Raw genomic sequence first — 13,434 nt, 5'->3', positions numbered from 1 at the left:
AACCGGCTGATCACCGCCTTCGCCACGGTTGCGGCAAGGCTGACGGCATGAGACAAGCTGCCAAGCCAAACTCGAGTACACTAATCATGACTTCACCTTCGGGCTCGACGCCCGCCGAGGCGCAAGCCTTTCTCGACGCCCATCCCGAAATCGAAGCCTTCGATATCGTCTTGACCGACGCCAACGGCGTCGGCCGCGGCAAGATCGTGCGCCGGCATGAGCTGAAAAGCATCTTCGAGGGCGGCCGCCACATGCCGATCTCGATCCTCGGCCTCGACATCACCGGCGAGGATGTGCACGAAACCGGGCTGATCTGGACGACTGGAGACGGCGATCTCAGGGCATGGCCCATTCCCGGCACGCTGGTGCCGCTTTACGGCACGAACCCGCCGCGCGGCCAGTTGCTGATGGCGATGTACCATCTCGAGGGACAGCCAATGTCGTCGGACCCGCGCTTGGCGCTGGCCAGGCAGGTCGACATCTTGGCGGCCAAGGGCCTCTATCCCGCCGGCGCCTTCGAACTCGAATTTTTCCTGCTGGCCAATGAGCGCGATGCCGATGGCAAGGTGAAACCGGCGGATGCCGTGCTCGACGGCCGCCGCTCGGCCAAGACGGAAGTCTATTCCGTCGACCATCTGCACGGCATGGAGCCGCTGTTTTCCGACATCTATGCCGCGGCTAAGGCGCAAGGCATTCCGGCCGAAACGGTGATTTCCGAATACGCGCCCGGCCAGTACGAGCTGACGCTGAACTACCGCAAGGATGTCATGCGGGCGGCCGACGACCTCGTCATGTTGAAGCGGCTGGTGCGGGCGCAGGCGCGCCGCCATGGTGTTACCGCCTGCTTCATGGCCAAGCCGATCGAAAAATATGCCGGCTCCGGCATGCATTTCCATGTTTCGCTGCAGGACAAGAACGGCCGCAACGTTTTTGCCGAAGCCGGCGGCGAAAGCTGGTCGCTGCCGCTGCTGCAGGGGCTCGGCGGGCTGATCCAGACCATGGCCGAATCGATGCTGGTGTTTGCGCCGCACGCCAATTCCTGGCGGCGCTTCGTCTCGCAGTCCTATGCGCCGGTGGCGCCGACCTGGGGCGTCAACAACCGTTCGGTGGCGCTGCGCATCCCGGCGGGCGACGCCAAGAACCGGCGCATCGAGCACCGGCCGTCGGGCGTCGACGCCAATCCCTACCTGATCGCGGCAACGGTGCTGGCCGGCATCATCAAGGGTCTGGATGAAGGCCTCGACCCCGGCCCCGAAACCACTGGGAATGGCTATGAAGCCGCCATCACGCGCACGACCATGCCGGTCGACTGGCGCGCTGCGATCGAGGCGGCGCGGGCCTCGAGCTTCCTGAAAGAGGCGCTTGGCGAGGATCTGCATCGCACCTTCGTGGCGATCAAGCAGTCGGAGTATCTGCGCGTCGCCCGCACCGTCAGCGAGCTGGATTACCACCTCTACCTCCACGAGGTCTGAGAGACCGCCTGGAACTCGGGCAGTCGTCCTGCTAGCCCGACGATAAGGCGGCGATTACTTCTTCGCCGCCTGCATCAAATGAGGTGGCGCTGCAGCCTTCAAGAACATATCATGAACGGATGAGCGCACCCACCGTCCGTGAAAAGCTGGCAATCCTGTCTGACGCCGCCAAATACGATGCTTCTTGCGCCTCGTCCGGCTCGGCGAAGAAGGATTCGCTCCAATCCGGCGGTATCGGCTCCACAGAAGGCATGGGCATCTGCCATTCCTACGCGCCGGATGGCCGCTGCATTTCGCTCCTGAAAATCCTGCTGACCAATTTCTGCATTTACGATTGCAGCTACTGCATCAACCGCTCGTCATCGAATGTGCGCCGCGCCCGCTTTAGCATCGACGAGGTGGTGAAGCTGACCATGGACTTTTATCGGCGCAACTACATCGAAGGCCTGTTCCTGTCCTCCGGCGTCATCCGTTCGCCCGACGAGACCATGGCCGAAATGGTGGAAGTGGCGCGGCGGCTGCGGCTGGACGAAAAATTCTCCGGCTATATTCATCTGAAGACCATTCCGGAAAGCTCGGCCGAACTGGTCGAGCAGGCCGGACTTTATGCCGACCGGCTGTCGATCAATGTCGAGCTGCCGACCGATGAGGGCGTCAAGAAACTGGCGCCGGAGAAGAAGCCGGAAACGATCCGCCTTTCCATGGCGAACCTGCGCCGGAAGATGGAGGAAAAGGCCGAGCCGACGCTGAGGACCAAGAAGCGCGAACGCTTTGCGCCCGGAGGTCAGTCGACGCAGATGATTGTCGGCGCCGACAAGACATCCGACGACGGCATTTTGCACACCAGCGCGCGGCTCTATGGCAGCTATCACCTGCGGCGCGTCTATTATTCCGCCTTCAGCCCGATCCCGGATTCGTCATCGTCGCTGCCGCTGCAAAAACCGCCGCTGATGCGCGAGCACCGGCTCTATCAGGCCGACTGGCTGATGCGTTTCTACGGCTTTTCGCAGCCGGAAATCCTCGCCGGCAGCAGCGACGGCATGCTCGATCTCGCCATTGACCCCAAGCTCGCCTGGGCTTTGCGCAATCGGGCGAGGTTTCCCGTCGACATCAACCGCGCCGACCGCGAAGCGCTGCTGCGGGTTCCGGGTCTGGGCACCAAGGTGGTGGCGAAGATCCTTGAAACCCGCCGCCACCGACGCATGCGGCTGGAAGATGTCGGACGGATCTGCCATTCGATCGCCAAGCTGAGGCCCTTCATCATCGCCGAAGGCTGGTCGCCGGGCGGACTCACCGACAAGACAGGCCTGCGCGACACGATCGTAAAGTCCTGCGAACAACTGTCGCTGTTTTGACCATGCAGCCGGCTCAGCTCGACCTTGCCCGATACACTGTCCGGCTAGCGAGCCAGACCGATTTCGCCGGTTGGCGCGATGCGGCACGGCGTCTGGCGCTGAATGAGGTCCGACCTGAGGATATTAGTTGGGGTGTCGGGTCCGACGCCAATGATCCTCAAGATGCCTTGCCGGCGGTGCCAGAGGGCGCGCAGCTTACCGTCCCGCGCGAGTTCATCGCCCATGCCGAAACCGCCTTCTGCCACTCCGACCCCGGCCGGTTTGCCTTTCTCTACTGGATGCTTTGGCGCCTGCGCACCGAGCCGAAGCTGCTGGCGATCGCATCCGATCCCGACACCAGGCGGCTCGAAGCCATGGAAAAGGCGGTGCGGCGCGACAGCCATAAGATGCATGCCTTCGTACGCTTCCGGAAGATCGGCGACGGCGAGAACGAGCGCTACGTCGCCTGGTTCGAGCCGGAGCATTTCATTGTCGAGCGCAACGCGGATTTCTTCGTCCGGCGGTTCACCGGCATGCGCTGGACCATCCTGACGCCCTATGCCTCCGCCGACTGGAACGGCGAAAGGCTGGCGATCGGGCCGGGTGCGGCCAAGGGCGATGCACCCGATCAGGACGACACCGAGGCGTTGTGGCTGACCTATTTCGAAAACATCTTCAACCCGGCGCGGCTCAAGGTGAAGGCGATGCAGAAGGAGATGCCGAAGAAATATTGGCGGAACCTTCCCGAGGCCTCGCTCATTCCAGATCTGATCGCAGGAGCGGACGAGGCCGCCAGGGATATGATTGCCAGACTGCCGACAACGCCGGCGCCGCACCACGCCAAGCTGCAGGCAAGACATTGGCCGAAGCCCGAGCCGGCCGAGGCGCCGGATGAAGACGATGCCAAGACGATTTCCGATTTGCGCGAGGCTGCAAAGGGTTGTCGTCGCTGTCCGCTCTGGCGCGACGCGACACAGACCGTGTTCGGCGAGGGGCCGGATGACGCCAAAGTGGTCTTCGTCGGCGAACAACCTGGCGATCAGGAAGATCTCGCCGGCAAACCTTTTGTCGGGCCAGCGGGCAAAGTGTTCGATGCAATTCTCGATGACGCAGGCGTCGACCGGCAAAAAGTCTACGTCACCAACGCCGTCAAGCACTTCAAGTTCGAGCCGCGCGGCAAGCGCCGCATCCACTCGAAGCCAAATACCGGCGAAGTCCAGGCCTGCCGCTGGTGGATCGGCCGGGAGCTTGAGCTGATCAAGCCGGACCTCGCCGTGGCGCTTGGGGCAACGGCGGCGTTGTCGCTGCTGGGCAAGGCCATTGCTGTGACGAAAATGCGCGGCCAGGTGATCGAACGCGAGGATGGCTTGCGCGTATTCATCACCATCCACCCCTCCTTTATCCTGCGTATTCATGAGCCCGCGGACAAGGAGGCAGAGCGCGAGCGGTTTCTCAGGGATATGAGAGAGGTGAAGCGGCTGATGGGGTCGTGAGATGAGCGAAAGCCTCAGCGACATCGTCATCCACGGGCGGAGCAAGGAGCTTCGCTCCTGCTTCGCCCAGGGATGACGAAGCTGAGTGGCTTCAGCCAATCACCTACGGTCGTGAATCCAACGTTGGAAACTTCGGCCGCCACGGCCGAATTAACTGATCAGGATTGCCCTCAGATCATTCACATTCGTACCCGTCGGCCCCGGCACGAACAGATCGCCGATCGCGTTGAACGCCGTCCAGGCATTGTTGCCGGCCAGCATCGCCTTGGCGTCGACGCCGGCGGCACGCACGCGCGAGACAGTCGAGCCATCGGCAAAGGCGCCGGCATTGTCTTCCGAGCCATCGATACCGTCGGTATCGGCGGCCAGTGCATGAATACCTCCCGCGCCGCTGATGCCGATGGCAAAGGCAAGCAGGAATTCCGAGTTGCGGCCGCCCTTGCCCCTTTTTCCGTCAACAGGGGCCCGCAAGGTCACGGTCGTCTCGCCTCCGGACAGGATCAGCACCGGCTTTTTGAACGGCCGGTTGCGCGTCGCCACTTCGCGCGCAATGGCTGCATGCACGCCACCGACCTCGCGCGCCTCGCCCTCGATGGAATCGGAGAGGATGACGGCTTCGATGCCCTGCCGTTTTGCCTCAGCGGCTGCCGCTTCCAGCGACACGCCAGCCGAGGCGATCAGGTGCACTTCATTGCGTGAAAAGCGCTGGTCATCCGGATCTGGCGCATCGGCCTCTGGCGAGTTGATGTGCGCCATGACGGCGTTGGGCAGTTTCATGCCGTAGGCCGCTATCAAGGCCAGCGCATCGGCCCGGTTGCCGGAGTCGGGCACGGTCGGGCCGGAGGCCACCAGCGCCGGGTTGTCGCCGGGAATGTCAGAGACAACCAGTGATACCAGTTTGGCCGGCCAGGCGGCAGCTGCCAGCCGGCCGCCCTTGATGGTCGAGAGATGCTTGCGGATTGTGTTCATCGCCGCGATCGGCGCGCCGGAGGCAAGCAGCGCCTCGTTGACGGCGATTTCGTCGGCGAGCGTCAGGCCGGCGGCAGGCGACGGCAGCAGCGCCGATCCTCCGCCTGAGATCAGAGCCACTACCAGGTCGTCCGCAGTCAGCCCTTGCACCTTTTCGAGCAGGCGTCGCGAGGCTTCGAGACCGGCTGCGTCCGGCACCGGATGCGCCGCCTCGATGATCTCGATGCGCTCGCATCTGGCGCCATAGCCATAGCGGGTGACGACCAGCCCTTCGATTGGCCCGTCCCACACTTTCTCGAAGGCAGCGGCCATCTGTGCCGAGCCCTTGCCGGCGCCGATGACGATGGTGCGGCCCTTCGGCCTAGCCGGCAGATGATCCCTGATCGTTCGCTCCGGATCGGCAGCGGCAACAGCGGCATTGAAGATCGAGATGAGAAAGGATTTGGGATCGAGCACGGTCATAATTGGCCGCCATCCGCGGTTTGCAAGCTTCCGAAAAGCCGGCGCCGCCCCTCACCCTTACCCTCTCCCCGTATAGAGACGGGGAGAGGGGTTCGCCGGCGTTGGGGTGCTTCTCTTCTCCCCGTCACTATACGGGGAGAAGGTGCCGGCAGGCGGATGAGGGGCAGCGCTAGCGTCACGATTTATCTTCCGGCGGCAGCGCCAATTGTGTCCGATCGACGCCGAGATGATCGCACAGTGCATCGACGACGACGCCATGATCCTGGCGTTCCGGCAGGCCGGAGACGGCGATGACGCCGATGACGCCGACGCCCTTTACAGTCACCGGAAACCCGCCGCCGGCTAGTACGTAATCAGCAATATCCAGCCCCTCGCCGACCTTGAAGGTGCGGTCCGGACGCTGCTGCTCAAGCACCAGGCGATAAGTGCTTTTGAGATAGCGCTTCACCACATTGATCTTGCGTCGAGCCCAGTCGGGGTTGGAGGCGTTCGAACCGGGCAGCGCGGCATAGAACAGCGGGCGATCCCACAGCCTGATGTCGATGATGATGGGCAGCTTTTCGGCCAGCGCCCGCTCGCGGATCGCCCAGCCAACCTTGAAAGCGACAGCCTCGTCGAAGGCCGGGAAGACCAGCATCTCTTCCTGTTTCTGGATCAGAGCGATGTCGTCCGCGGCGGCCATTTTTGTTCTCCGAAATCGTTACAAATCGTGTGTACGACAAGCTCCGCCCGGTCAAGGTCTCGTCGCGGTGGTGGTCTTGCCCCGCCAGGGTCGCCCCCCACTCCGTCGAGCTTCTCTCGACACCTCTCCCCCGATCGACCCCGATCGACGGGGGTAGAGGAAGGGCGCCAAGCTGTCCGAACCGGCGCCCGTCCTCCGAAGCAAAGGCTCCCTTCCTCACCCTCGGAGGGGGATAGGTGGCGCCGCGAAGCGGCGACGGAGTGGGGGAACCACTTGGCAACCAGGCGCAATCATCATCTTGTCCCGCGCGGATGATGAGTCCTAACCCGCGATCATATCGCTCTTGGCCGGCCGCCCCGCGACATAGACCTCGCGCACCGCGCGGTCGTCGCCCAATGTCTGCAGCAGGAACAGCTCCTCCGCCAGCGTCTCCACAGTCTCCATCCTCAGCCGCATCGCCGGCGTGGCGCGGGCATCGAGCACGGTGATGTCCGCGTCGGTGCCTTCATCCAGCGTGCCGACCTTTCCCGCCACAGACAGCGCCTCGGCATTGCCACGTGTCAATTGCCAGAAGGACTGGAACGGGTTCAGCTTTTCGCCATTCAGCGCAATCACCTTGTAGCCCTCGTCCATGGTGCGCAGCATCGAATAGTTGGTACCGCCGCCGACATCGGTGGCGGCAGCGATCCTGAGCGGCTTGTCGCGGCGACGAAAGCGCTGGTAGTCGAACAGGCCGGAGCCGAGGAACAGGTTCGAGGTCGGGCAGAACACCGCCACCGAGCCGCTGTCCGACAGCGCATCGGCCTCGCGTTCCAAGAGATGGATGCAGTGGCCGAACAGGCTCTTTGGCCCCAGCAGGCCATACTGCTCGTAGACATCGGTGTAGTCGCGCGCCTGCGGATAGAGTTTTTGCGTGAAGGCGATTTCGGCGTGGTTTTCCGACAGATGCGTCTGGATGTGTAGATCGGAATGCTCGCGGCAGAGCGTGCCGGCCATCTCCAACTGCTCGGGCGAGGAGGTGATGGCGAAGCGCGGCGTGATCGCATAAAGCTGGCGGCCCTTGCCGTGCCATTCCGCAATCAGTGCCTTCGTATCGTCATAGCCGGATTGCGGCGTGTCGAGCACGCCTGCCGGCGCGTTTCGATCCATCATCACCTTGCCGGCAATGTTGAGCATGCCGCGCGCATGCGATTCGGCAAAGAACGCTTCGGCAGACGCCTTGTGCACCGAGCAGTAGGCGGCGACCGTCGTCGTGCCGTGGCGCACCATCTCGTCCAGGAACAGCCGGGCGATGCGGCGGCCATGCTGAGCGTTGGCGAATTTGGTCTCTTCGGGAAAGGTGTAGGTGTTCAGCCAGTCGAGCAGTTCGGCGCCGTAGGAGGCAATGACCTGCATCTGCGGAAAATGCGCATGCGCATCGATGAAGCCGGGCAGCAGCAGATGCGGCCGATGATCGATCTTTTTCGCACCGTCGCCCGCCTGCCTTTCCACATCAGCGTAGGCGCCGGCGGCAACGATTCGGCCATCGCGGATCAGCAGGCCGCCATCCTCCTCATAGCGCCAGGCGGCATGGTCGGCGATGGCTTCGGGCCAGCGCAAGAAGCTCAGCGTGCGGCCGCGCAGAAGTGTCGAAGTCATGCTTATTTCCCTGCGCCTTCGAACCAGGCGACCAGCAGCGCCCGCTCCTTGTCGCTGATCTGGGTGACGTTGGCCGGCGGCATGGCGTGGCTGCGCCCGGCCTGCAAATAGATTTCACGCGCATGCTCGGCAATGCCGGCATCGGTGTCGAGCATCACGCCCTTCGGGGCGTGATAGATGCCCTCATAGACCGGCTCGGCCGCATGACACATCGAGCAGCGGCCAAGCACGGTGTCGCGCACGGCCGGGAAATGCGACGAGGCGATATAGACTTCGGCCGCGGCGGACGCCTTGGGCTCGCCGGTCAGTATCTTCGGCGCTGTAGACAGCCACATGATGATGACGAACACCACCGCAGCCGCCATCCAGGTCCAGTGCGGGTTGCCGGCACGCTTGTGCACGGTGTTGAAATAGTGCCGGATCAAGACGCCGATGATGAACACCAGCGAGGCGATGACCCAGTTGAACTGCGTCGCAAACGCCAGCGGATAATGGTTCGACAGCATCAGGAACAGCACGGGCAGCGTCAGGTAATTGTTGTGCAACGAGCGCTGCTTGGCGATCTTGCCGTATTTCGGGTCGGGCTTGCGGCCGGCGATCAGGTCAGCGACGACGATCTTCTGGTTTGGGATGATCACCATGAAGACGTTGGCCGACATGATCGTGGCGGTGATGGCACCAAGATGCAGAAAGGCGGCGCGGCCGGTGAACAGATGGGTCAGCCCCCAAGCGATGAACACCAGCACGCCATAGAGCACCAGCATCAGTCCGGTGTCGCTTTTGCCGAGCGGCGACCGGCAGAGCAGATCGTAGACCACCCAGCCGACGCCGATGGTGGCCATCGACAAAAGGATGCCGACCGGCACCGACATCGGCAGCACATTGGGGTCGATCAGGAACAAATCGGCGCCGGCATAGTAGACCACGCACAGCATGGCGAAGCCGGACAGCCAGGTGGCGTAGGATTCCCATTTGAACCAGGTCAGGTGTTCCGGCATTTCGGCCGGCGCCACCAGATATTTCTGGACGTGGTAGAAGCCGCCGCCATGCACCTGCCATTCCTCGCCGAATGCGCCGGCCGGCATGCCGGGGCGCTGACGCAGCCCAAGGTCGAGCGCGACGAAATAGAAGGACGAGCCGATCCAGGCGATGCCGGTGACGACGTGCAGCCAGCGCACGGCGAAACTCAGCCAGTCCCAGAAAATCGCGAAATCCATCATGTGAAATCGTCCCTGCCGATCGGCTGACTTTACGGTGTGGGGCGCAAACGAAAAGAGGCGAGGTGTACGATGACTTTCAAAAAAAAATGGAAAATACTAGGCTGACCACGTACGCCGCCACATAAAGAGCCACGAATGGCCTATCTCGACAACATCGCCGTCTTCGTCCGCGTCGTCGAGCTTGGTAATCTCTCGGCGGCAGGCCGCGACATGCGCATTTCGCCGGCGGTCGCCTCCAACCGCATCAAGGAGCTGGAAAAACACCTCGGCGTGCGGCTGTTCAACCGCACGACACGGCAATTGATGCCGACGGAGCATGGCACGGTGTTCTACTCCGGCGCCAAGCAGGTGCTGGAGGCGATCACCGAGGCGGAAGCCGCGGTCTCGGCTCTTTCCGGCCAGCCGCGCGGCACCATCAAGGTGACCGCACCGCTCGGCCTTGGACGGCGGCTCGTGGCGTCGGGCATTCCGGATTTCCACGACAAATACCCCGATATCGAGGTGCGGCTGAGGCTCTCCGACCACAATATCGACATCATGAAGGAAGGCATCGACGTCGCCTTCAAGCTCGGCATCATCGAGGATTCCAGCCTGCGGATGCGCGGCATCATGGAATGTGAACGCGTGCTGGTGGCGGCACCGAAATATCTCGAAGCGCGCGGCGAGCCGGTGGAGCCACAGGAGCTGATCGGCAAGAAGCACGACTGCCTGATGCTGCGCTATTCCGGGGCGCGCGAATATGTCTGGACGCTGCAGACGCCGTCCGGCCCGCAGAAATTCGAGGTGCACGGCCCCTACGACACCGACGATGGCGATGTGCTGACCGGCTGGGCGCTGTCGGGCCGCGGCATCATCAACAAGCCGCGCTTCGAGGTCGAACCCTTCATCCGCGACCGGCGGCTGCAGGTCATCCTGGCCAGCACGCCGCCAACGCCGGTGCAGTTCGCCGCCGTCTATCCGCACAAGAAGCTGCAGGACCCGAAGGTGCGGCTGTTGCTCGACTTCATGGCCGAGCGTTGCCAGCGGCTGATCAAGGATTTGCTGGCCGGCAAGTGAGGGGCTGTTGGCCCAGTCGCCAGGGTTGTCTTACAAGCAGGTGACCTTAGGTTCGCATACGCTGCCCTATGATCGATGGTCCCATGCCGACTGACCAGCAAGCCACAATGCATCTTGCCGTTTCGCTCAACATTACTTCCGGGCAGCCGCTCGGGTTTAGCGACCTGGCCGGCTTTGCCAAGCAAGCGGAAGCGGCGGGGCTGGACATGATTGTCCTCGATGATTCCGCGCCGAACAGCGCCGGGTCGAGTTCTTTCGAAGCGACGACCTTGCTGGCGGCGCTGGCGACGGTGACAAGTCGGATCGGCCTTGTCGCTGCAGCCTCGACGGTGGCTCACCAGCCGTACAATCTGGCGCGCCGTTTTGCTTCGCTCGACATCATCAGCCATGGCCGCGCCGGCTGGCACGCGACCATGGCGCAGGCGCCACGGGAAGCCGCCAATTTCAGCCGGCCGGATGGATTTTCCGACGATGTGTTCCGCCGCCGCACGCAGGAATACATCGGCATCGTTCAGCGCCTGTGGCAGGGCTGGGATGCCGACGCGCTGCTGTTCGACAAGGCCGGCGGCCGCTTCCACGATGCCGAAAAAATGCACCTGCTCGACCACAAAGGCGAATTTTTCTCCGTGCGCGGGCCGCTGAACGTCGCGCGCTCGCCGCAGGATACGCCGGTGCTGGTGCTGTCCGGCCTGTCCGAGGCCGACCTGGATATCGCCGCCCGCACCGCCGATGTCGTCCTGCTGGACAGACCCACAGAGGACGCCAAGGCGCGCCATGACGATCTCAAGCGCCGCGTTGTGGCCTGCGGACGCGATCCGGGTGCGGTCAAGCTGCTGCTGAACGTTGGCGCAGATGTCGCTGCTAACGCGCTCGAAACATTGTTCAGCTCGCAAAGCTGCGACGGGTTCAACATCGCAATACCGCCTGCCGCTATTGACGGTTTCATCGGCCGCGTGCTGCCGGAATTGCAGCGCCGCAGCCTCGTCCGCCCGGATTATCCCGGCACCACCTTGCGCTCGCATCTCAGACTTGCCGGAGGAGCGCAATGACCCGCCAGATGAAGCTTGGCGCCTTCCTGTGGCCGACGGGCCACCACATCGCCGCCTGGCGTCACCCCAAGGCGCATGTCACGGCAGGCATCGACATCGATCATTACATCCGGCTGGCGCGCACGGCGGAAGCGGCGAAGTTCGACATGGTGTTCTGCGAGGACGCCGCCGGCCTGCGCGAAGCCAATGTCGGCATCGCCAGCCAGACCTCACGCTCGATCGGCTTCGAGCCGATCAGCCTGCTGTCCGCGCTCGCCGTGCAGACCAGCGGCATCGGCCTCGTTTCGACGGCGTCGACCAGCTACAACGAGCCCTACGGTCTGGCGCGCACCTTTCTCTCGATCGATCATCTGAGTGGTGGCCGGGCTGGCTGGAACCTGGTGACGTCGGCCAGCCCCATCGAAGCCGCCAATTTCGGCGCGACGGGCCTGAAACCGCATGCCGACCGCTACGAGCGGGCGCGCGAATTCGCCGAGGTGGTATCAGGACTTTGGCAAGGCAGCGGCTTTCACGGTCACAACGGCCAGAGCTTTTCGGTGCGCGACTCGCTCGACCTGCCGCGCTCGCCGCAGGGCGCGCCGGTGATGGTGCAGGCCGGCGCCTCGGATGTCGGCCGCGACCTTGCCGCCCGCACCGCCGACGTCGTGTTCACGGCGGCGCAGACCCTCGAGGAAGCCAAGGGCTTTTACGACAACCTCAAGGGCCGTATGGCTGCCTATGGGCGGGAACCCGACGACATCAAGATCATGCCCGGCGTCTCCCCGGTGGTGGCAGACACCGAGGCCGAAGCGCGGGAGAAACAGGAGGAATTCCAGGCGCTGATCCCCGACGATGTCGGCGTGGCGCTACTGTCCAGCTATCTCAGCATCTCCGATCTCGGGAGCTATCCGATCGACGGACCGATGCCCGAGCTGCCGGAGACCGAGGGAATGAAAAGCCGCCAGGCGCTGGTCATCGAACAATCGCGCCGCGACGGCCTGTCGATCCGCCAGCTTGCGCGCCATTTCGCCGGCGCACGTGGCCATTGGCGTATCGTCGGCACGCCGGCGCAGATCGCTGACGAATTGCAGGCGCGGTTCGAGGGCGGCGGCGCGGACGGCTTCAACGTCATGCCGTCATACTTCCCCGGCGAGCTCGATGCCTTTGCCACGCTGGTGGTGCCGGAACTGCAGCGGCGCGGACTGTTCCGTCGGGAATACGAAGGCAGCACCTTGCGAGATCATCTCGGCCTGAAGCGGCCTGCTTAGCCGCGCCGAAGCTTAGCCGGCCATCATCTTATGCTGGACTTGATGGTCGGCATTCGGCGCGGTGTTGTGAACGACCAGTGCCGTCATGATCTCGGCTGCCGCGAGCGCCGCGATCACCGGCGGGCGCTTGTCCCTGACGGCGTCGCCGCCGATCGGGGAGACGAGGCGGGCCAACTCAGCCTCCGTGCCATCCGCCGATTTCAGGAACCAGTTCCTGAACGTCGCTCTCTTGGTTTTCGAGCCGATCATGCCGACATAGGCCGCGTCGTCGCGCTTCAGCGCCTCGGCGACGATGAGGAAATCCAGCGCATGGTCGTGGGTGAGGATGGCGAAGGCGGTGCCGGCGGGGGCGTTTCGCACCTCGGCCTCGGGCATCGGCGTCAGCAGCGTCTCGACGGTTTCCGACATGCCTTCCAGCGCTTCGGCCCGCGTCTCGATGACGACACCACGCACGGGAAGAAGTGCAACGGTCGAGGCCAGCGCCTGGCCGACATGGCCGCCGCCGAAGATATAGACATGCGGCAGGTGGGCTTCCTCGGCTTCTGCGGCCGCGATCAGCTCGGCAGCAAGCGCGGCATCGACGATACGGATCAAGACTTCGACGCGCCCGCCGCAGCACTGGCCGATCTCGGGACCTAGCGGCACGTCAAGCGTGGCGCGGACTTCATCGACCGCGATGCGGGCTTCTTTACCCTCCCCCTTGTGGGGAGGGTCGGTGAGCGGGCCCCCCGGGGGGGGCGCCCCCCAAAAAGGGGGGGTTGGGCCCAAGGGCCCCCCCCCCCCCGGAAGTATAAAAAAAAAACACCCCCCCC

Annotated in this window: 11 protein-coding genes; 6 read left to right on the top strand and 5 right to left on the bottom strand. The window is 63.7% G+C overall.

The features are described 5' to 3' along the window. The first annotated feature begins 86 nt into the window (after window positions 1-86). The 3 genes from NKJ77_RS32010 (at window position 87) to NKJ77_RS32000 (ending at window position 4,299) form a co-directional block, all read left to right on the top strand. Complete coding sequence (locus NKJ77_RS32010; protein WP_023695949.1) at window positions 87-1,472, top strand: glutamine synthetase family protein; 1,386 nt, start codon at window positions 87-89, stop codon at window positions 1,470-1,472. A gap of 119 nt (window positions 1,473-1,591) precedes the next feature. Further along, on the top strand, window positions 1,592-2,827 hold the full coding sequence (locus tag NKJ77_RS32005; RefSeq protein ID WP_023694722.1) for a putative DNA modification/repair radical SAM protein: 1,236 nt from the start codon (window positions 1,592-1,594) through the stop codon (window positions 2,825-2,827). 2 nt (window positions 2,828-2,829) lie between these two features. Then, window positions 2,830-4,299, top strand: coding sequence for a UdgX family uracil-DNA binding protein (locus tag NKJ77_RS32000; protein ID WP_352536351.1), 1,470 nt, complete (start codon window positions 2,830-2,832; stop codon window positions 4,297-4,299). Between the two features lie 150 nt (window positions 4,300-4,449). Here the strand turns inward: NKJ77_RS32000 and NKJ77_RS31995 are convergent, their stop codons facing one another. From NKJ77_RS31995 to NKJ77_RS31980, 4 genes are all read right to left on the bottom strand, one after another. After that, entirely contained in the window at window positions 4,450-5,730 is a 1,281-nt protein-coding gene (locus NKJ77_RS31995; protein WP_352536350.1) for a glycerate kinase type-2 family protein, read from the bottom strand. A 175-nt stretch (window positions 5,731-5,905) separates the two neighbouring features. Next, complete coding sequence (locus NKJ77_RS31990; RefSeq protein ID WP_352536349.1) at window positions 5,906-6,412, bottom strand: heme-degrading domain-containing protein; 507 nt, start codon at window positions 6,410-6,412, stop codon at window positions 5,906-5,908. A gap of 321 nt (window positions 6,413-6,733) precedes the next feature. Further along, a complete protein-coding gene (gene guaD / locus NKJ77_RS31985; protein WP_352536348.1) occupies window positions 6,734-8,050 on the bottom strand; it encodes a guanine deaminase in 1,317 nt (438 codons plus the stop codon). Between the two features lie 2 nt (window positions 8,051-8,052). Continuing rightward, the gene (locus NKJ77_RS31980) at window positions 8,053-9,270 is read right to left on the bottom strand and encodes a urate hydroxylase PuuD (protein WP_352536347.1); all 1,218 of its coding nucleotides are present in this window, start codon (window positions 9,268-9,270) and stop codon (window positions 8,053-8,055) included. A 135-nt stretch (window positions 9,271-9,405) separates the two neighbouring features. Between NKJ77_RS31980 and NKJ77_RS31975 the strand changes: the two genes are divergently transcribed. The 3 genes from NKJ77_RS31975 (at window position 9,406) to NKJ77_RS31965 (ending at window position 12,622) form a co-directional block, all read left to right on the top strand. Continuing rightward, window positions 9,406-10,326 carry a LysR family transcriptional regulator gene (locus NKJ77_RS31975; RefSeq protein ID WP_023671373.1) on the top strand — a complete coding sequence of 307 codons (921 nt, stop codon included), beginning with the start codon at window positions 9,406-9,408 and terminating at the stop codon, window positions 10,324-10,326. 107 nt (window positions 10,327-10,433) lie between these two features. After that, the gene (locus tag NKJ77_RS31970) at window positions 10,434-11,375 is read left to right on the top strand and encodes an LLM class flavin-dependent oxidoreductase (RefSeq protein ID WP_352536346.1); all 942 of its coding nucleotides are present in this window, start codon (window positions 10,434-10,436) and stop codon (window positions 11,373-11,375) included. Next, entirely contained in the window at window positions 11,372-12,622 is a 1,251-nt protein-coding gene (locus tag NKJ77_RS31965) for an LLM class flavin-dependent oxidoreductase (protein WP_352536345.1), read from the top strand. Before NKJ77_RS31970 ends, NKJ77_RS31965 begins: the two co-directional genes overlap by 4 nt. Before the next feature lie 12 nt (window positions 12,623-12,634). On the opposite strand, the gene xdhC is transcribed toward NKJ77_RS31965, so the two are convergent. Next, a partial coding sequence (gene xdhC, locus NKJ77_RS31960) for a xanthine dehydrogenase accessory protein XdhC (RefSeq protein ID WP_502904437.1) occupies window positions 12,635-13,434 on the bottom strand: 800 nt, incomplete at its 5' end.

This window comes from Mesorhizobium sp. M0052, from assembly GCF_040323255.1.
In the GTDB taxonomy this organism is placed as follows: domain Bacteria; phylum Pseudomonadota; class Alphaproteobacteria; order Rhizobiales; family Rhizobiaceae; genus Mesorhizobium.
This window is presented reverse-complemented; position numbering and strand designations above follow the sequence as displayed.